The organism is Amycolatopsis alba DSM 44262, from assembly GCF_000384215.1.
Taxonomy (GTDB): domain Bacteria; phylum Actinomycetota; class Actinomycetes; order Mycobacteriales; family Pseudonocardiaceae; genus Amycolatopsis; species Amycolatopsis alba.
The window spans coordinates 2,357,465-2,377,147 of sequence record NZ_KB913032.1; the positions used below are offsets into that span (position 1 = coordinate 2,357,465).

The window sequence follows — 19,683 nt, forward strand, 5'->3', positions numbered from 1 at the left end:
CCGAACCCGGTGTCGCGAAAGCCACTTTCGGGACACCAGGTGTCCCGAAAGTGGCTTTCGCGACACCTCCGGGACTCTCTCATGAGGACCGCAAGACCTGAGGCAAGGAGAACCTTCCGCGCGTCCCTTCACCCCCGAGCGCAAGTAGGTGACTAATCGCGGAGCAGGGCGGTAGCCAAAGCGGCGGTGTCGACACCGGCGACGCCGTCGAGGACGTGCCAAGGGGCGAGCCAGCCCGTCGCGGCGAGTTCGTCGTAGACCACCGAGCACCGCTTCTGGAGCGCGTCGTCGGTCTCGAAGGAGTCCCGCGCGCGATCGGCGTCGCTCTCCGCGCGGCGCTGCGCGCGGTCCGCCGCGACGTCTGCGGTGACCCGGAGCAGCAGATGAGCGGCGGGCACCGGCAGGTCGAACCGGTCGATCTCCAGTTCACGGAGCCAGCGCACGAACTCGCCGTCCGCGCCCTGGTGGAGCCGGGCGGCGCCGTACGCCGCGTTCGACGCGACGTACCGGTCGAGCAGCACGACGTCGTGCTCGCCGAGCCGGGCGCGGATCTCGTCCGCGGCACCCCGCCTGTCGAGCGCGTAGAGCATCGCCATGCCGTACACGGAGTCGGCGAGGTCGCCGTGCCCGCGGTGCAACGCCTCCTTCACGAGATCGGCGTGCACACTTTCGCCGTAGCGCGGGAACGCGATGGACGTGACGCTCGCCCCTGCCGCGTTCAGCGCGCCGGTCAGCGCGCCGGCGAGCGTGCGCTTGCCCGCGCCGTCCAGACCTTCGATCACCACGAGTCGACCCACCGCCACAGAATATGACCAGCACCGCGAAGCGGTTCGGTCGAGGGCGGCGGGGCATGGATGGATACGGGTGGTTGGTCGACCGGCGGGCCAGACGGGGTCAGCTCACGTCCGGCCCACCGGTCCGCTAGGGGACGCGCCTCTTCGAGTGCAGGAAGAAGCCGGCGACACAAATGAGGAGCAAGCCGCCGAAGATCAGCAGCGGGACGTAGCCGGTGTCCTGCGCGTCGGGCGCGGGGCCGCCGTCGCCGCGAGGCATCACCTGGGCGTTGTAGCCACCGGCCTTGCCCTCTTGGGCGTAGGGCGAGTTCGCGAGCATGGCGCCGTACCGGCCGGAGACCGTCTTCTGGTACTCCGCGAGGGTGGCCGTGGCACCGGCCGCGTAGCCGCTGGCGCCCGAGTCGAGCAGCGTCACCCGGCCGTCGCGCAGCGCGTACCAGGCGTCGACCTGAGGTTCGTGGAGCAGTGTCGCGCCCGCGGGCAACCGCCGGGCCAGTTCGCTCTCCCGGTCGCCCGAGGCGATGTTCCCGACGCGCCAGGCGCCGTCGTCGCCCCGGACCGACCACACGGTGGCGGTCTGCCCGTCGGAGGCCGTGACCGGGACGGCGACGTAGGCGAGTCGCCCGGCGACCGCGCCATCGCCGGCGACGAAGTCCCTCGAAAGCTCGTAAACCGGGAAGGATTCGTTGACGACGCTCACCGACGGCGTCCGGCCCGAACCACCCGTTTGCGTGAGGAAGCGACCGATTTCGGCACGCAGAGTGGGGTCGTCGGCAGCAGCCTTCGCGGCCGCGAGATCTTCACTCGACAGGTTGTCCGCGCGCGCTCCCGGCGCCGAGATCAGCAGCGCGACCGCGACCAGCCCGGCGAGCACGGGGAACCGCCGCGCGCTCATCGCCGGATCCCGGTGAGCGTATGGGTCCAGGTGAAGGACTTGTTGGCGGCGTAGAAGTCGTAGGTCGACCAGTTGTAGCGGTTCCCGGTGGGCAGTGGATCCCCCCACGAGACCCACTTCCGGCCGGCGTCGAAGCCGTAGAGGACGTGCATGTGACCACCGCCAGCGGCCCAGCCGACCCGTGTCTGCACCGGTCGGCCGGAACCGGTCTGCGCCTGGACGTCGGCGTACGAGATGCGTCCCTTGAGGTAGTTCCCAGGGGCCGAAAAGCCGAGCTTGCCGAAGGCGCGCCGGACGTCGCCCAGCGTTCCCGGCTCGTCGGCGCACTCCCGGCGTCGCTCACCGTGAGCGATCCGGCAGAATTCGTTCTGGGTGACGGTCACACCGTGGTGTGCCGCGATGGTGTTGCCGGAAGCCACCCAGCACCACTGGGACTTCTCCTGCACCTGCATCGCGACGGTGTTCTGGCGGGCAGGCGGCTGGGGCAGCGCGCTCGCCGGGGTCTGGATCGCCAGCCACGCCGCAAGACTCGCGGCGCCGGCGGCGCAAACCCTCCTCGAGAACACAGGCACGACGGGCCTCCTGGTCACCATGGCGAACCAATGTGGTCACAACGGTGAACAGCAGGCTCACACAGAGCAAGATGGGCACTCGGCGGAACGGACCGTTCCGGGGCGTTTCCACACCCCGGAACGGTCACTCTTCCGGGGTCAACCACCCCGAACGGGGGACGTAGTGTTCACAGTGCGCTGCTAACGTGAACGTTCCGCGGTGTTCACGCTCAGCGCACACACTGGTCTGGTGAAGGGACGAGCGGTGACACGAGACGGGGACACCCCGACGATCATCGACGGCACACGTCGTCAACCGCTCGAATCCTTGCCGAAGGAACTTGTCGAGGCCCTTCGCAGCGGCGAATTCCACCACGCGCTCCGGCAGGCGATCGCCTACCGCGGCCTCTCCCTTGCCCGGCTGCGCGCCCACCTCGGGCTTCGCGGTGTCCAAATCGGACAGTCGACGCTGAGCTACTGGCAGCGCGGCTTGCGCCAGCCGGAGGTACCCAAGGCACTCCCGGCGGTCCGTGCGCTGGAATCGGTGCTGCAACTGCCCGCGGACGCGCTCGTCGTGCTGATCGGGCCGCGGACGGCGAGGGCGCGCGGGCACCAGATGGCCGCGTCGTTCCACGACATCCGGTCCGGCGACATGGGCTCGATCGTCGACCAGCTGCTGGCCGAACTGGGCGCGTACCCGTCGTCCAATCGCTACAACGCCGACCTCGAAATGCTGTCGGTGCACGACACGATCACCTTCGACGCCGCGCACCGGCAGGTCGCCCTGCACACCCGGCTGGTGTGCCGGGCGCGGCGCCACGGCCCGGACCGGTACGTCACCGTCTACAACGGCGACCCCGGCTGCGACATCGGCGACGTCGAGCTGATCACCGCCGAAGGCTGCCGCGTCGGCCGGATCCGGCGCAACGCCGAGGCCGAGACGATGGCCACCGAACTGCTCTTCGACCGGAAACTCGCCGAGGGCGAGATCCACGTGTTCTGCTTCGGGGTCCGGGACGACTCCGGCGCCGCGTCACCGGGGTACTTCCGGATGCTGCGCGATCAGTGTTCGAGCTACCTGGTGCAGCTGAAGTTCGCGCTCGGCGCGCTGCCCGCCCGCTGCACGCGGCAGTTCCGGACGCGCGACGACGCCGTACCCGTCGAGTCCGAGGAACTGCCCTGTGACATGGGCGGGGTGACCAGCGGTTTCTTCAGTGACGCCGGGCCGGGGCTGGCCGGTATCGAGGTCGAGTGGGAGTAGCACTCGCGGCCTCGTGAGTGGCAAGACCGGTTATCGAGGGAACGGCCGGCCGTGGCGGGCCGGGTCGCTCGGCTGCGGGTCGGCTTCGGGTGTCGCGAAAGCCACTTTCGGGACGTCTGATGTCGCGAAAGTGGCTTTCACGACATCAGGCCTGGCGGTGCGGTGTCGGCGGCCGGGGTGGTCGTGAGTGGCAAGTGTCGTTCTGTCGGACTCGTATTTGCCTACCCACTGGAGCCGGATCGCGTCACGGTGCGGGGCTCGTGCCACGGTGCGGGGCTCGTGCCGGATGCCGGTGAGCGGGGGTTGAGGGGGTACGTCCTTGGTGACCTCGCGACGGTGAAGGAATCGGGACGTCGAGTGTCCTGATTCCTTCACCATCGATCGGGCATCCGTCAGTTCGGGCAGGTCTGCGGCACGTAGACAAATACCGGTCCGCCCTAACGCGACTTACCCCTCAAGAGGACCGTCCCTGCCACTCACGAGACCCAAGCACTCAGTACCGGTAGTGGTCCGTCTTGAACGGGCCTTCGACGTCCACGTCGATGTACTCGGCCTGTTCCTTGGTCAGCTTCGTGAGCTCACCGCCGAGCGCGTCGAGGTGGATCTTCGCGACCTTCTCGTCGAGCTTCTTCGGGAGGCGGAAGACCTCCTTGTCGTACTCCTCGTGCTTGGTGAACAGCTCGATCTGCGCGATCACCTGGTTGGAGAAGCTGTTCGACATCACGAACGACGGGTGCCCGGTCGCGTTGCCCAGGTTCAGCAGGCGGCCCTCGGACAGCACGATGATGCTCTTGCCGTCCGGGAAGACCCACTCGTCGACCTGCGGCTTGATGTTGATCCGCCGGATGCCTGGGTAGCGCTGGAGACCGGCCATGTCGAGCTCGTTGTCGAAGTGGCCGATGTTGCCGAGGATCGCCTGGTGCTTCATCCGCGCCATGTGCTCGATGAGCACGACGTCCTTGTTCCCGGTGGTCGTGATGATGATGTCGGCCTCGCCGAGGACGTTCTCCAGCTTCTTGACCTGGTAGCCGTCCATCGCCGCCTGCAGCGCGCAGATCGGGTCGATCTCGGTGACGATCACCCGCGCGCCCTGGCCGCGCAGCGATTCCGCGGCGCCCTTGCCGACGTCGCCGTAGCCGCAGACGACCGCGACCTTGCCGCCGATGAGGACGTCGGTGCCGCGGTTGATGCCGTCGATCAGCGAATGCCGGATGCCGTAGCGGTTGTCGAACTTCGACTTCGTCACGGCGTCGTTCACGTTGATCGCCGGGAACAGCAGCTCACCGGCCGCGGCGAGCTGGTAGAGCCGCAGGACACCGGTCGTGGTCTCCTCGGTGACACCGCGGACGCCTTCGCCGATCTTGGTCCATTTGCCGGTGTCGGCCGCGACGGAAGCGCTCAGCAGCTGCAGGAAGACACGGAACTCGTCCGAAGTGTCCTCGTCCGGGGACGGGACGACTCCGGCCTTCTCGAACTCGGTTCCCTTGTGCACCAGCATGGTGGCGTCGCCGCCGTCGTCGAGGATCATGTTCGGACCCTCACCGTCCCAGGTGAGCATCCGTTCGGTGCACCACCAGTACTCCTCCAGCGACTCGCCCTTCCAGGCGAACACCGGCACACCCTTGGGCTCCTCGGTGGTGCCGTGCGGCCCGACGACGATCGCCGCGGCGGCGTGGTCCTGGGTGGAGAAGATGTTGCACGAGGCCCAGCGAACCTCGGCACCCAGCGCGACGAGGGTTTCGATCAGGACCGCGGTCTGTACCGTCATGTGGAGCGAGCCCGACACACGGGCTCCCCTCAAGGGGTACACCTCGGCGTACTCGCGGCGCAGCGCCATCAGGCCCGGCATCTCGTGCTCGGCGAGGCGGATCTCCTTGCGGCCGAACTCGGCGGCTTCGAGATCGGCGACGGCGAACTCGATGCCGTTGCGGGTGTCGTGCCGCTTGGCAACGCTTTCGGGGGTCATATGCGCGCTTCCTCCAAGGTTGGATGACATCGGAACAGTACCGTCGTGGGCTCAAAGCCCACTGAAACGGTTTGGAGGCGTTCACCGTGGTCATGCCGGGTCCCGATACCCGCGTCGTCGAAATACGCGTACCTGGGCTGGTGGGCACGAGCGGTGAAAGCCTGCTGGATTCGACGTCGGTGGTCGACGTCGCGGGCGACGGGATCGGCAGGCTGATCCGGCCGTCGGACCGGCTGCGCCGTCCCGCTCCCGGTCCGGTGCTGCCCGCGCTCGGCCGTTCGATCCCGCGCATTCTCGAAGGCTACCTGTGGAGCGGGATGACGTCGGGGGGCGCGGCGAAGGCGACTTGGGCGCTGCTGTTCCCGTTCTCGCTGGCGAACGTCGCGCACTGGATGCTGCCGCCGGTCCCGGAGGGCAGGCGGTTCGCGGCGGTGCTCGGCGCGATCTGCCGGGGACTGCTGCGGGTGGCCTCGCTCCTGCTGACGATGCTGCTGATCAGTCAGCTCGCGGTGGTCTCGCTCGACCTGTTCGCCGCGCAATGCCTCGCTCCCGGCTCGGACTGCCTGTCCGGTATCCCGTCGTTCGTGCGGGATTTCGCGCCGCTGCGGACGGCGATCGGGGTGGTGCCGCTGCTGGCGCTGATCTTCGTGCTCGACCGGATCCCGTCGTCGGACTGGCGATCGCGGAACCGCTTGCACCGCACCCACAGTTCGAGCCCGTTGCAACCACAGGACCTGCCTCGGACGCCGGGTCTGCGGACGCTGCACACCGTCGCCGCCTTGACCTGTGTCGCGCTTCCGTTGCTCGGCGGCCCGTTCCGGCTGCCGACGACGACGTTCGACCTGATCGTCTGGATCTGCGCGCTGGCCCTCGCCGTCGCGTCGCTGCTGGCCTCGACGGTCGGTTTCTCGGCCGGACCGGTGATCCGGGGTGGGCTGATCGCGATCGCCGTCGCGCTGGTCGGGATCGCCGTCGTGCGCCGGACACCGCTGCCTGCCGGGCTGACGGGCGGCGGGCTCGGCGGAGCGGACGGGACGGTGGAGGCGCTGGGCGCGTCGATGGTCGTGGTGACCGTGCTGTTCGCGCTGATGCTCATCCCGGCCGCCTTGTTCGGCCGGTCGGCCTGGAAGCACATGCCGCGACGGCTGCGACCCTGGCTCGGCGGCTGGGCGGCCGCGCCCGTCGTCGCGCTCGCCGGTCTGCTCGGCGGCGGTTTCGGCGCGGGCCTCGCGGTCGCGCTGCGGCAACTGGTCGGGGCGGCCGATCTCCGGCTGCCCGACACCTACGTCCTGGTGACCGTCCTGTGGGGCGCCGGGCTCGCCCTCGCCCTTGTGCTCGGTGTGCTGGGCTTCGCGGTGGCTGTCCCGCTGCGGCGGCTGCGGCGCGGCGTCCCGGAGGTCGTCGCGCTGATGGAGATCAGCGAAGCGCAGGAAGAAGAGGCCGCGCGCGTCTGGGCCCGCGCTTCGTGGGAGCGGAAGCATCTGCACCATCTCGCGCTCACGGTGGCACTGGCGATGGCGGCGGGCGGCGGCGCGCTCCTCGTGCTGCGCTTCGGTTTCGGCCCGCTGGCGAGCTGGTTCACCCCGATTTCGGCGATCGGCGTGTTCGCGCTGGGCGCGCTGGCGGCGGGTTTGCTGCGCGTCGTGTTCGCGGCCGCGACGAAACCCACGCGCAGCCGTCATCTCGGCGCGCTGGCGGATCTCGTGTGCTTCTGGCCGCGGGCCGCCCATCCGACCGTGCCGCCGAGTTACGCGCTCAAGGTCGTCCCGGAACTCGCGGACCGGGTGAAGGAACATCTCGCCGATCCGGGCACTCGGGTCGTGCTGTCCGGCTACAACCTCGGCAGCCTGCTGACCGTGCTCGCCGCGGCGCGCGTGATCGCCGATCTCCCGCCGGAGGACCGCGAACGCGTCGGGTTGCTGACCGCGGGCTCGCCGCTGCAGTGGGGTTACCAGCGGGCTTTTCCCGCGATGCTGCCGCAGGCGCAGCTGGCCGGGCTGTACGAGGATCTCGACGGCCGCTGGCGGGCGCTGTGCCGCGGCACGGACGTTTTCGGCGGTGGCGTCACGACCTGGCGGCATCGCGTGGTGTCCGGGAAGCTGCTGGGCGACGGCTACCTGCCCGGCGGCGGAACCGGGCCGCTGGCCGCCGAACCCGACGAGCAGGGCGTGCTGGTGCTCGGCGGCGATCACTGGCTGCCCGATCCGCTGCGCGGGCCGACCGGACGGCACCGCTGGGCACCCGGTGTCCTCAGGCACACGGACTACGTCGCCGACGCCGAATGGGACAACGCCGTCGCGATGGCCGCCGGTCTCGGCCGCCCCCGGCCGTCGAACCCTTGGGGCGAACAGGGATCGCTGTTCGGGGACTTCCCCCAAATGCGCTGAAGGCCCCCTTCGAGAGGAAGAGGGCCTTCAGTCACCAGCTAGCTTCAGTCGGTCTTGCCGCGACGCACGCGCAGCAGGACCAGGACACCGGCGCCGGCCAGGACCAGCAGGCCACCGGCCCACAGCAGCCAGGCGTTGTCGAAACCGGTGTTGGCGAGGCCACCGCCGTTGCCACCGTTACCGCCGACGTTCGGAGCCGGGGCGACGGTGCTGGTCGGGGTGTCGGACGGCTTCTCCGTGGTGGTCGGAGCGGTCGTCGGCGGCTTGGCCGTCGAGGTCTTCGTCGGCTCGGACGGCTTCGGCTGCTCGGTCGGCTTGGTCTTCTCGCCGCACGCGAACCACTTGTCGATGTTCGCCTTGCTGCCGTCGCGGTTGAACGGCGCGCGCAGCTCGGTCCACGGCGGGGTGTCGGCGAGCTTGCGCTTGCCCGGCTCGTAGACGTTGTAGCCGTCGTCGCCACCGAGGACGACGATCGCGGTCACCTTGACGCCTTCGCCGAGACCGGTGATGTTCAGCCGCTTCTCACCGGCGCCGCCGGTGAACTTGAAGTCCGAGTCGGACAGGGCCGAACCGCCGGCCTTGACCTGCTCGCATTTGCTGACGCTGCCGGGGATCGGCTTGGCGTGTTCGTCGTCGGAGTGACAGGCCAGCGCCGAGCCGGCGGTGCCGAGCAGGGCGGCGGTCGCCAGTGCGACGACGGTGACGGCGGAGCGGACACGCCGTCCGGACATGATCTGCATTCAGAGCTCTCCTGTACCGATCGGGGGACAAACGAGCAAAAGCGCGGTTACCTCTTTCGTGGGATGAAGGTCAACTCGCGGTGTTCTCCACGAGCCCCGTTCACCCGACAGGGTGAGGTAAGAGCCCGGACGCTATCGCACACCGATTTCACACCGAAACCGGCCCCCGAAAAAAACGGCCCACCATCCACAGAGGAATGGTGGGCCGCCGAAACGAGACTGATCAGTCCGATACGGACTCCGTCTTCTCTTCCTTGTTCTTCTTGCCGAGCAGCGAATGACGACGGCTGTAGGCGAAGTAGACGACCACGCCCAGCACCATCCACGCGATGAACCGCAGCCAGGTCAGCACGGTCAGGTTCAGCATCAGCCACAGGCAGGCGAGGATCGCCAGGATCGGGATCAGCGGCACCCAAGGCACCCGGAACGCGCGCGGCAGATCCGGTCGCGTCTTGCGCAGCACCATCACACCCGCGGAAACGAGGATGAAGGCGAACAGGGTGCCGACGTTGACCATTTCTTCCAGTTTGTCCGCCGGGAAGAAGGTCGCGGCGACGGCGACCAGTGCGCCGACGACGATGGTCGCCCGCTTCGGCGTCCCGTTCGCACCGGTCTTCGCCAGGCCGCGCGGCATGAGACCGTCACGCGACATCGCGAAGATGATCCGGATCTGGCCGAGCATCAGCACCATGACGACGGTCGTGAGGCCGGCGAGCGCGCCGACGGAGATGATGTTGGCCGCCCAGTCGACACCGTTGACCGCGAACGCGGACGCGAGCGTCTTCTTGCTGCCGTCACCCGCCGAGGTGGCGAGGTCCTTGTAGTTCACCATGCCGACGACCACGAGCGACACGGCGACGTAGAGCACCGTGACGATGGCGAGCGAGCCGAAGATGCCGCGGGGCACGGCCTTCTGCGGGTTGCGGGTCTCTTCCGCGGTGGTCGCGACGATGTCGAAACCGATGAACGCGAAGAACACCAGCGACGCCGCGGCCAGCAGACCGAAGACGCCGAACGAACTGCTGCTGCTACCCGCGAACACGGAGAACAGCGACTGGTCCACCCCGGTGGCCGACGAGTCGGCGCCGGACTGGGCGTCCGGGATGAACGGGGTGTAGTTGGAGCCCTTGATGTAGAAGACGCCGAGCACGATCACGAACAGCACCACCGCGACCTTGATCCCGGTGATCACCATCGAGAACCGCGAAGACAGCTTCGTGCCGACGGCGAGCAGCGTCGCCAGCACCAGCACCACGATCAGGGCACCCCAGTCGACCGGGACACCGCCGATCTCGAACGTCGTCTTCGTGCCCTTGCCGAAGATGTAGGAGAGCACGGTTTCGAGGTAGGCCGACCAGCCCTTCGACACCGCGGCCGCGCCGACCGCGAGTTCCAGGATCAGGTCCCAGCCGATGATCCACGCCATGAACTCGCCGAACGTGGCGTAGGAGAACGTGTACGCGCTCCCGGCCACCGGGACGGTCGACGCGAATTCCGCATAACAGAGCGCCGCCAGCGCGCAGGCGATGGCCGCGAAGACGAACGAGAGCGACACCGACGGCCCCGCGTAGTCGCCTGCCGTGCGCGCGGTGAGCGTGAAGATACCGGCGCCGATGACGACGGCGACGCCGAAGACGGTCAGGTCCCACGCGCTCAGGTTCCGCCTGAGCTTGGTCCCCGGTTCGTCGGTGTCCGCGATGGACTGCTCGATGGACTTCGTACGCCACAGACCGTTTCCGGGCACCCTTGACCTCCATACACCTGACTGCGGTTCATCGGACCTTATCGCCCGGTCGTGACGGCAGCGCGGTGGGAGAGCAACGAAGTACGCGGAGGTCGCGCTGGTAATCGGCGGTGTACGGACAGTTGCGCCGATCGGCGGTCGCGGCTCCTCCAGATGTCTGTCCGTGAGCGCGAGGCGGCGCGGCTCAGGCCAGCGAGCGGTCCAGGTCCGGCTCGAGGTAGATCAGCTTCGCCGTGGGAACCTTCGCCCGCACACGCGCTTCGGCGTCGTCGATGGCCTGCGCGACCTCGCCGGTCTCCAGCCCCGGCACCAGCGCGAGTTTCGCGGCCACCAGCATCTCGTCCGGGCCGATGTACAGCGTCCGGATGTGGATGACGCGCTCGACCTTGCCCGCGGCGAGTTCGTCGATGATCGTGTCGAGGTCGGGCTCGGAGGCACCTTCGCCGATCAGCAGGCTCTTCATCTCGATGATCAGGATGATCGCGATGACGCCGAGCAGCAGGCCGATCACCACGGTGCCGATGCCGTCCCACACCGGGTCGCCGGTGACGACCGAGAGCCCGACGCCCGCGAGCGCGAACACCAGGCCGAGCAGCGCGCCCGCGTCCTCCAGGAGGACCACCGGCAGTTCGGGGGTCTTGGCCTGGCGGATGAACGCCCACCAGCCCGCGTCGCCCTTGATCTTCTTCGACTCCTGGATCGCGGTGTAGAAGGAGAACGACTCCAGTCCGATCGCGACCACGAGGATGCCGACGGCCACCCACGGCGTCTTCAAGGCCTCCGGCTCGCTGATCTTGTGGATGCCCTCGTACAGCGCGAACACCGAGCCGAGGCTGAAGAGCATCAGCGCGACGATGAACGAGTAGAAGTACCGGTCCCGCCCGAAGCCGAACGGGTGCGCGCGGGTCGCGGCGCGCTGCGAGGTCTTCTGGCCCAGCAGCAGGAGGCCCTGGTTCGAGGTGTCCGCGAGCGAGTGCACGGACTCGGCGAGCATCGAGGACGACCCCGTGATGAGGAAGCCGGTGAATTTCGCGGCCGCGATTCCGGCGTTCGCCACGAGCGCGGCGATGATCGCCTTGGTTCCGCCACCTGCAGACACGTGCAACTCCCCAAATGGTGTCCCGATATGCCGGGTTCGAAGGCTAGCAGTGCAGATGAGCCGGTACGCGCCGGGCGGGACAGGTCACAGAATTGTCGGATCCCCTCGCTAGTCTCGCCCCTCTCTGGACCTGGGAGGTGCCCGTGCCGCGATTCGGCGTGCTCGGACCGTTGACGATCGAAAGCCCGCCGGGGCGGCGCACGGCGCCGCGCGGCGATCATCAGCGCGCCCTGCTGGCCGTCCTGCTGCTGAACGCGAACTCGTCAGTCCCGGTCGACGCGCTGGTCGAGACCCTCTGGCCGGACACGCCGCCGAAGTCGTACTCCTCGAATCTGCACACGTACGTCTCCCGCCTGCGGGCACGGTTCGAGGGGCTGGAGATCGAGCGGGACCCGCGCGGTTATCGGCTGGTGGTCGCGCCCGGCGACCTCGATCTGCTGTCCTTCCGCGAGGCCGCCGCGGCGGGGAAGGCGGCGGCGCGGGCGGGCGATCCGGCGGTGGCCGCCGGACATTACCGCCGGGCACTGGCGGAATGGCGCGGGCCGGTCCTGTCCGGACTGCACCTCCCCCGGCTGGACGCGGACGTCGCCAGGCTGGAGTCGGAACGCCTCGCCGCTTTCGAAGACTGTGTCGACGCCGAACTGTCCGACGGCAGGCACGGCGAGCTCACCGGCGAACTCCAGGCGATGATCACCGAACATCCGCTGCGCGAGCGGCTGGCCGCCCAGCTGATGACAGCGCTGCACCGCGCCGGGCGGCAGGCCGATTCGCTGGCCGTCCACCGCGAGCTGCGCACCACGCTCGTCGAGGAACTGGGCGTGGAGCCCGGTGCCGAGGTCCGCCGTGTCCACGCCGCCGTGCTGCGCGGCGAGGATCCGGCGCCCGCGACCAAGGCGGCGCAGGTCTTCCCGCTCTGCCAGCTGCCGCCGGACATCGCGGACTTCGCGGGCCGCGAGGGCGAGATCGCGAAGCTCTCCGGACTGCTCGGCGAAAGCGCGGGCGTCCCGGTCGCGGTGATCACCGGCGAACCCGGCGCGGGCAAATCCACCCTCGCGGTCAGCACCGCGCACAGGCTCCGCCGCTCCTTCCCGGACGGGCAGTTGTTCGTCCCGCTGGCGGGCGCCTCCGACCCGCGAGACCTCGCCGACGTCCTCGGCGACCTGTTGCGCGCGCTGGGCGTCACCGGGCCCGCCATCCCGGACGACGTCGAGGCCAGGGCCGCGGTCTATCGCGGTCGTCTCGCCGATCGGCGGGTCCTCGTGGTGCTCGACGACGCCGCCGGCCCCGACCAGGTCCGCGCGCTGCTGCCGGGAACGCCGGGCAGCGCCGTCCTGGTCACCAGCAGGCGGCGGCTTTCCGGGCTGGCCGGGGCGGATCGCCTGCACCTCGCACCGCTGTCCGGTCCCGAGGCGATGACCCTGTTGGCGCGGCTGGCCGGGCCGGACCGGGTGGGCGCCGAACGCGCGGACGCGGAGCGGATCGCCAAGGCCTGCGGCAATCTCCCGCTGGCGCTGCGGATCGCGGGCAGCAGGCTCGCCATGCGGCCGGGACTGCCGCTCGGGAAACTCGCCGGGAAGCTGGAGGACGAGGTCTCGCGCCTCGACGAACTCCAGGTCAGCGATCTCCAGGTGCGCGGCAGCATCGCGTTGAGCTACGAGGCGCTGAGCCCGTCCGCGCGGCGCGCGTTCCGGTTGATCGGCCGCTGCCGCACCCTCGACCTTCCCGCGTGGGCGGTGACAACCCTGGTCAACGACGAGGACGCGGACGAGGCCATCGACGAACTCGTCGAAGCCAGCCTGCTCGAAGCCACCGGTCTCGACCCGACGGGTGAGCAGCGGTTCCGCGTGCACGATCTCGTGCGCGTGTTCGCCACGGAACTCGGCCGGGAACTGGAGACCCACGCCGAGCGGGTGGCCACCGTCGCGAAGGTGTCGGACGCGGCGCTGTGCCTCGCCGACACGGCGGCCCGCCGCCTGCCGAGGACGGTGCCGATGCCGTTGTCGGACCAGGACCTGCCCGCGCAGCCCCTGTCCGGTGAACTGGTCGAGCGGCTGCTGCGCGACCCCGGCACCTGGTTCTCCGTGGAGCGGGCCAACCTGGTCGCCGCCGTCTCGTCGATGTGCGCCGTCGGCTGGCTGCGAAAAGCCTTGCGGATAGTGGAAAGACTGAGCGCGTACCTGTACCTGCACAGCCATTACACCGACATGCGGACGGCGTACGAGACCTTGCGCGACGCCGCCCGCGAGGCCGGTGACCGGCACATCGCGGTCATCGCCGAGGCGAACCTGACGGTGTTGCTGCATGTTCACGGCGAGTACGAACGCGCCGTCGAGGGTTATCGCGAATGCTCGAAGGAGCTGGCGGATCTGGGCGACGTTTCCGCGCAGGCGTGGGTCGAGACGAATCTGGCGCGCTGCCTGGTCGGCCTCGGCAGGGCGGGGGAATCCCTGCACGCCGCGACCCAGGCCCGCGAACTGTCCACTGTGGAGGATTCGGGCACCTACGCGAGGCGCGCGGAATCCGCCGCTCTGCACAGGCTGGGCAAGATATCCGAGGCGCTGGAAATCGATCGCCGGATCCTCGCACGGGCACGGGAATCGGCCGACGACCGCCAGCTCGGCATTGCCCTGCAAGGACTTTCGTGGTCGCTGATGCTCGACGGCCGCCGGGAGGAGGCGCTGGAGACGATCGAGGAATCGGTCCGGGTGCTCCGCCGGACGACGGCGAAATCGGCGCTGGCGAAGTCGTTGCGCACGCAGGGCGCGATCCTCGCGGGAGCCGGGCGGCGTGCCGACGCGGTGAAGGCCTACGAGAACGCGCGGCGGCTGGCCGGCGCGCTCGAAGAACGGCCGAGAGAGCTCTCGTGCACGCGAGCGATCGCGGCGAGCTGGATCGGCGACGGCCGGGCCGAAAGCGCGATTCCCGTGCTGCGCCAATGCCTTGACGAGTTCCGCGCCATGGGCGGGAAACCGGCGACAGGCCTCACCCTGCACGTGCTGCGCAGGGCTTATGAGGCCGTCGGGGAAACGAAGGCGGCCGAGGCGGCGGGCGAAGAGGCGAAGCGATTGGAAGTCCCCCACGACGCCAACGCTTCGACCCTCGTCCGGTTGCTGTTGTCGCTCACCGAACCCGCCCCGGCCTGACCGGGTGGTGCCCGACCCCTCAGACGAGCACCACCCGGAAATCACTGTGCGCCGAACAGCGGTTCACGCCTGACGGCGGAGAACCAGGCCAGCGCGATCACCAGCGCCCCGTTGGCGGCGGCGTCCCACATCGGCGGCGAGGCGGGTTCGAGCCGGGCGACCGCGAACACGTTGATCAGGCCGGCGACGGTCAGCATCACGCGGATGGGCTGTGTGCCGCTCACCACCAGCGCGGCGGTGAGCAGCACCTGCGCGCCGAGCGTGACCAGCACGACCAGCGGGAGGTTGAGCCTGTTCTCCGCGTCGACGGCGAGGTCTTGCAGACCGGAACCCGCGGCTTTGACGGACTCGATCGCGTCAGCGGCGAGCCCCGCCAGCGCCGGCGCCGAACCGGCCAGGTCCTGGCCGTCCGGCAGCGGGAGTACCAGATCGACGACCGGGACGAGCACGGTCACGACGGCGAGTCCGAGCACGGCGAGCAGGGCGGCGGGGCGCACGGTAACCGGGACCCGGTAGGCGCGTCCGCTCACCGCGTCGGGGTGGGAAGTCACTGCTGCTGCTCTCCTCGGCCATCGTCATCCGGGAAGAGCCGACGACAATCGCCGGGTCACCCGTAAGGATGATGGTCTCGGAACGCGCCACACGGAACGCACACACTTCGCCCAAGGGCGTGCGACGTCAGCAGGTGCCGGCGGTCGCGCGGAAGACCTGGGTGCGCTCACCGGAAAGCGGCCGCACGAGGACGGCGGGGTCGGCAGCCGGGAGCCATACCGACTGGCCGCGGCGGAGTTCGACCTGCTCGCCGTCGTCGGCCGTCACCAGCAGGCCACCGGCCGTGCACAGCAGGATCTGCGGGCCGACGTCGTGAACGGCGATCTCGCCATCGTCCCCGGCCTCCCACTCGATCCGCGACAGCTCGAACTCCGGCGCGTCGGTGCGGTACACCGACAACCGCTCCTCGCGCTCGCCGCTCTGGACCGGCATCTCGCCGCACGCGAAGTCGACGACGCGCAGCAGTTCCGGCACGTCGACATGCTTGGGGGTGAGCCCGCAGCGCAGGATGTTGTCCGAGTTCGCCAGGATCTCGACGGCGGTGCCGTGCAGGTACAGGTGCAGGTTGCCGGCGGGCAGGTAGATCGCCTCGCCCGCGCTGAGAGTGAGGCGGTTGAGCAGCAGCGCCGCGAGCACCCCCGCGTCCCGCGGATGCGCCTCGCCGAGTTCCAGGATGGTGCGGCATTCGACGTCGAACTCGCCACGGTCCCGGACGTGCTTCACACACGAATCGAGGACTTCGGGCAGCAGTTCGTCGAGCGCGGCCTGCGGCAGGGTGATCCAGGTGGTGAACAGCGCGCGCAGCCCGGCCGGATCAGGCTGGGCCTCCAGCAGCACCGCGTACTTCGCCAGCCCCGGTGTCTCGATCGCCTTCAGCAGCGCGATCGTGCGTTCCGGGTCACGGAAACCCGCCAGCGCGTGGAACTCCGTCAGTGCGCAGACGAGTTCCGGCTTCGCCGTCGGGTCCGGGTAGTTGCGGTTCGACGCGTCACGCGGGATCCCTGACGACTCCTCGCGCGCGTAGCCCTCGGCCGCCTGCGCGGCCGACGGATGAGCCTGCATCGAAAGCGGCTCTTCGGCGGCGAGGATCTTCAGCAGGAACGGCAGCCTGCCGCCCCAGCGGCCGGCGCAGCTGGTGCCCAGCTGGCCGACCGGATCGGCTTCGACGAGCTCCAGCAGGCTCCGCTCGGTGCCGTCCGGGCCGATGACGTGGGACGGGTCGCCGGGGTGGGCGCCCATCCACAGTTCCGCTTCCGGATGTGGCGCCGGCACCGGACGCCCCAGCAGCTCGGGGATCGTCGTTCTGGACCCCCACGCGTAGGGCCGCACGGCATTGCGCAGCAGCTCCACTGTCACCTCAACTCCTCGCCGGGCACGGGTTGTTTGTGCCGGCCCTCATGTCTTACGTCGCGCGCGGGGCTCACGCCGTTGCAGGCGTGTACCTCCCGGCGCCGCCGATGCTGCCGACGGCCAGCCCGAGATAGACCGCGGCCAGTTCGAAACGCAGCGCGAGAACGGCGGCACGCACGATCTCGTCCGTTTCGATCTCTTCGGCCGGGGCGATCACATCCGCGCCGGGCAGCAGGTCTTCCGCCTGATAGCGAGCCGCCTCGGTGGCGGGCCCCGTCCGGACCGAGAGGAGCAACACCCTCGGCGTCGAGCCCGCCCCTTCCTCAGGGTCCGCGAAGATATCGCGTTCCACGCCACCGGACAACGCCGCCCGCCGCAAGGCGGGCCTGGCCAGTGCCTGGCGGTAGTCCTCCACGTCACAGACGACGGCCGCGTGGGCGGCGAACGCGTGGGCCGCGTGTTCGCCGACGGCGACCGCGACCGGGTCCAGCCCCCACAGCAGCGGCTGGCGCTCGGCCAGTTTCAGCGCCAGCGCCTTGGCCGGGTTCGCGAACGACTCCCTGGCCAGGTAGTCCTTCTCGGCTTCCGCGTCGAGCTGGTCGGCGAGCTGCTCCAGGTCGGCCACGAGCAGGCCGAGGGCGTTCGCGGTGAGCAGGGCCGCGGCGAGCCCGCGAGGGAAGGCCATCTCCGGCGGAACCGGGAGCCTCGGCGCGAGCAGCAGGCCCTTGCCCGCGACGGAGGCCGCGACCGGGCCTTCGGCGGGCGCGGACAGCACGACCGTCGCCCCGAACCGGGCGGCGCGCTCCAGCGAAGCGGCCAGCTCGCGGTCACCGGCGTCGTCGGTGTGCGCGAAGACGACGTCGAGCGCGCCGATCCAGCTCGGCACGACCTCGGCGACGACCACCGGCACCGGGCACGACGGGGTCAGGAGCGCGGCGACCAGCCGGGTCAGCGTCCGGCTGACACCGGGCCGGTCGATCAGCACGAGCGAGCGCGGGCGCCCGACGTCCAGGCGATCGCTCAGCTCGAGTTCGGCCGCGGCCTCGGCGGTCGCCCGGACCTGGGCGCCCGCCATCGCGGCGGCACGGAGAAGCCCCGCGGTGTCGGCCTCGGCCAGCCTCGCGGGATCGTCGAACAGGGAATCGTCAGGGACCGTCGGCATGGGCGCCATCCGGGGTCGTCGGCTCGGTGGCTTCGTCCAGCAACAGTACCGGGATTCCATCACGGACCGGATACACGCGACCGCACTCCGTGCAGGTCAGCGCGTCGGCCTCCGGATCGGCCGTCGTACCCGTGCGCAGTGGCGCGTGATCGGGGGACGGGCAGGCCAGGATCTCCAGCAACTGTGCGTCAAACGTGACGGCCATGACTACTCCCTACCTGTGGGACATCTCTATGTGTGTTTTCACGACACATTCGTTACCCACGGACAATCGCCAATACGTCTTCGGTCAGCGCCCGGACGGCCTCGGCGTCGGCCGCCTCGACGTTCAGGCGGAGCAGCGGCTCGGTGTTGGACGGGCGCAGGTTGAACCAGCCGCCGCCGGGAAGCTGCACGGTGAGCCCGTCCAGTTCGTCGATCTCGACGCCGTCGCGCGCGCCGAAGGCGTCCTTGACCGCCATCATGCGCGCGACCTGGTCGTCGACGGTCGAGTTGATCTCGCCGGAGGCCGCGTAGCGCGAGTACTCCGCCGTCAGCTCGGACAGCGGGCCCGTCTGCTCACCGAGGGCCGCGAGGACGTGCAGCGCGGCCAGCATGCCGGTGTCGGCGCGCCAGAAGTCGCGGAAGTAGTAGTGCGCCGAGTGCTCGCCGCCGAAGATCGCACCCGTCTTGGCCATCTCGGCCTTGATGAACGAGTGCCCGACCCTGGTGCGCACCGGCTTGCCGCCGTGCTCGGCGACGATCTCCGGGACACCCTTCGACGTGATCAGGTTGTGGATGATGGTGCCGCCCGGCTCCTTCTCCAGCTCACGGATCGCGACCAGCGCGGTGATCGCGCTCGGCGACACCGGCTCGCCGCGCTCGTCGACGACGAAGCAGCGGTCCGCGTCGCCGTCGAAGGCCAGGCCCGCGTCGGCGCCTTCCTCGCGCACCTTCGCCTGGAGGTCGACGATGTTCTTCGGGTCGAGCGGGTTGGCTTCGTGGTTCGGGAAGTTTCCGTCGAGTTCGAAGTACATCGGCACGACCTCGATGGGCAGGCCCGCGAAGACGGTCGGGACGGTGTAGCCGCCCATGCCGTTGCCCGCGTCGACGACGACCTTCAGCGAGCGGTTGCCCGACAGGTCGACGAGCTTGCGCAGGTACGCCGCGTAGTCCGCGAGGACGTCCTTCTCGGTCACCGAACCGCGCTGGCAGACGAAGGCGGGGACACCCTGCTCGACGGTGTCGCGGATCTCCGCGAGACCGGAGTCCTGGCCGACCGGGGCGGCTCCCGAGCGGCACAGCTTGATGCCGTTGTACTGCGCCGGGTTGTGGCTGGCGGTGAACATGGCGCCCGGCAGGTTCAGCGACCCGGACGCGAAGTACAGCTGGTCGGTGCTGGCGAGGCCGATCGTCACGACGTCGAGGCCCTGCGAAGTCACGCCGTCGGCGAACGCGGCGGACAGCTCGGGCGAGGAGTCGCGCATGTCGTGGCCGATCACGACGGAGTCGGACTCCGGCTTGATCAGCAGGGCGAACGCCGAGCCGAGGTCGCGTACGAGGGCCGCGTCCAGCTGCTCACCGACAACACCACGAATGTCGTAGGCCTTCACGATGCCCGAAAGGTCTGGCACGCCTGCTCCCCGCCGATAGTCTCGTTACAACGCCCTCTGGCGCGCTCGAAAGCCTACCGGCGGGCCCTCGCGTCAGGCTCGGCCGGGCAGGACGCGCAGATGGCCGCGCCTGCCGGAGGGACCCTCGGGTTCGGGGTCCGGCGCGGGCTTGTCCGAGCGGCCCGCTTCGCGGACTGCCTCGGCCAGCGCGGTCAGCTCGTCGGCGGACGGGTCTGGGGCGGCGAAGGCGCCCTCGTGCCGGACGACTTCCCAGCCCTTGGGCACGGTGAGCCGGAGGGCGTGGGCTTCGCAGAGGTCATAGGAGTGCGGCTCGCTCGCGGTGGCCAGCGGCCCCACTACGGCTGTCGAATCGCTATAGGCATACGTGAGCGTGGCGACAGCGGGTTCGAGACAACCCGTTCGCGAACACTTTCGTACGCTCCGCAC

At 69.7% G+C, this 19,683-nt stretch carries 16 protein-coding genes; 3 read left to right on the forward strand and 13 right to left on the reverse strand.

The genetic code is table 11. From position 1 onward, the window contains the following. Nucleotides 1-152 precede the first annotated feature (152 nt). The 3 genes from AMYAL_RS0111020 to AMYAL_RS0111030 all read right to left on the reverse strand — a co-directional run bounded on the left by AMYAL_RS0111020 (nt 153) and on the right by AMYAL_RS0111030 (nt 2,255). On the reverse strand, nt 153-785 hold the full coding sequence (locus AMYAL_RS0111020; protein WP_020631363.1) for a dTMP kinase: 633 nt from the start codon (nt 783-785) through the stop codon (nt 153-155). A gap of 136 nt (nt 786-921) precedes the next feature. Further along, nucleotides 922-1,689 (reverse strand): hypothetical protein, encoded by a 768-nt coding sequence (locus tag AMYAL_RS0111025; protein ID WP_020631364.1) that lies wholly within the window; start codon nt 1,687-1,689, stop codon nt 922-924. Next, the gene (locus tag AMYAL_RS0111030) at nt 1,686-2,255 is read right to left on the reverse strand and encodes a papain-like cysteine protease family protein (RefSeq protein ID WP_020631365.1); all 570 of its coding nucleotides are present in this window, start codon (nt 2,253-2,255) and stop codon (nt 1,686-1,688) included. Before AMYAL_RS0111030 ends, AMYAL_RS0111025 begins: the two co-directional genes overlap by 4 nt. A 250-nt stretch (nt 2,256-2,505) precedes the next feature. On the opposite strand from AMYAL_RS0111030, the gene AMYAL_RS0111035 reads away from it, so the two are divergent. Further along, nucleotides 2,506-3,501, forward strand: a complete 996-nt coding sequence (locus AMYAL_RS0111035) for a hypothetical protein (protein WP_020631366.1) — start codon at nt 2,506-2,508, stop codon at nt 3,499-3,501. A 493-nt stretch (nt 3,502-3,994) separates the two neighbouring features. Here the strand turns inward: AMYAL_RS0111035 and ahcY are convergent, their stop codons facing one another. Next, complete coding sequence (ahcY, locus tag AMYAL_RS0111040; RefSeq protein ID WP_020631367.1) at nt 3,995-5,467, reverse strand: adenosylhomocysteinase; 1,473 nt, start codon at nt 5,465-5,467, stop codon at nt 3,995-3,997. A gap of 92 nt (nt 5,468-5,559) precedes the next feature. Between ahcY and AMYAL_RS0111045 the strand changes: the two genes are divergently transcribed. Next, nucleotides 5,560-7,854: a hypothetical protein gene (locus AMYAL_RS0111045; RefSeq protein WP_026466952.1), complete on the forward strand. Its 2,295-nt coding sequence runs from the start codon at nt 5,560-5,562 to the stop codon at nt 7,852-7,854. A 44-nt stretch (nt 7,855-7,898) separates the two neighbouring features. Here AMYAL_RS0111045 and AMYAL_RS0111050 read toward each other — a convergent pair whose 3' ends face one another. The 3 genes from AMYAL_RS0111050 to AMYAL_RS0111060 form a co-directional block, all read right to left on the reverse strand. Then, a complete protein-coding gene (locus AMYAL_RS0111050; RefSeq protein ID WP_020631369.1) occupies nt 7,899-8,594 on the reverse strand; it encodes an LPXTG cell wall anchor domain-containing protein in 696 nt (231 codons plus the stop codon). Nucleotides 8,595-8,817: 223 nt separating this feature from the next. Then, the gene (locus AMYAL_RS0111055; RefSeq protein ID WP_020631370.1) at nt 8,818-10,338 is read right to left on the reverse strand and encodes an amino acid permease; all 1,521 of its coding nucleotides are present in this window, start codon (nt 10,336-10,338) and stop codon (nt 8,818-8,820) included. 184 nt (nt 10,339-10,522) lie between these two features. Beyond that, nucleotides 10,523-11,437, reverse strand: a complete 915-nt coding sequence (locus tag AMYAL_RS0111060; RefSeq protein WP_020631371.1) for a cation diffusion facilitator family transporter — start codon at nt 11,435-11,437, stop codon at nt 10,523-10,525. A gap of 143 nt (nt 11,438-11,580) precedes the next feature. Here AMYAL_RS0111060 and AMYAL_RS0111065 point away from each other — a divergent pair, with 143 nt between their 5' ends. Beyond that, nucleotides 11,581-14,580, forward strand: a complete 3,000-nt coding sequence (locus AMYAL_RS0111065; protein ID WP_020631372.1) for an AfsR/SARP family transcriptional regulator — start codon at nt 11,581-11,583, stop codon at nt 14,578-14,580. A gap of 41 nt (nt 14,581-14,621) precedes the next feature. Here the strand turns inward: AMYAL_RS0111065 and AMYAL_RS0111070 are convergent, their stop codons facing one another. From AMYAL_RS0111070 to AMYAL_RS45835, 6 genes are all read right to left on the reverse strand, one after another. Next, on the reverse strand, nt 14,622-15,131 hold the full coding sequence (locus AMYAL_RS0111070; RefSeq protein WP_020631373.1) for a hypothetical protein: 510 nt from the start codon (nt 15,129-15,131) through the stop codon (nt 14,622-14,624). A gap of 127 nt (nt 15,132-15,258) precedes the next feature. Beyond that, nucleotides 15,259-16,482 (reverse strand): mannose-6-phosphate isomerase, class I, encoded by a 1,224-nt coding sequence (manA, locus tag AMYAL_RS0111075; RefSeq protein ID WP_020631374.1) that lies wholly within the window; start codon nt 16,480-16,482, stop codon nt 15,259-15,261. 70 nt (nt 16,483-16,552) lie between these two features. Continuing rightward, complete coding sequence (locus AMYAL_RS0111080; protein ID WP_020631375.1) at nt 16,553-17,644, reverse strand: hypothetical protein; 1,092 nt, start codon at nt 17,642-17,644, stop codon at nt 16,553-16,555. Further along, nucleotides 17,628-17,849: a Trm112 family protein gene (locus AMYAL_RS0111085; RefSeq protein ID WP_020631376.1), complete on the reverse strand. Its 222-nt coding sequence runs from the start codon at nt 17,847-17,849 to the stop codon at nt 17,628-17,630. The genes AMYAL_RS0111080 and AMYAL_RS0111085 overlap by 17 nt, the downstream gene beginning before the upstream one ends. 52 nt (nt 17,850-17,901) lie before the next feature. Beyond that, complete coding sequence (locus AMYAL_RS0111090) at nt 17,902-19,257, reverse strand: phosphomannomutase/phosphoglucomutase (protein ID WP_020631377.1); 1,356 nt, start codon at nt 19,255-19,257, stop codon at nt 17,902-17,904. A 72-nt stretch (nt 19,258-19,329) separates the two neighbouring features. Continuing rightward, entirely contained in the window at nt 19,330-19,683 is a 354-nt protein-coding gene (locus AMYAL_RS45835; RefSeq protein WP_074038239.1) for a DUF3499 domain-containing protein, read from the reverse strand.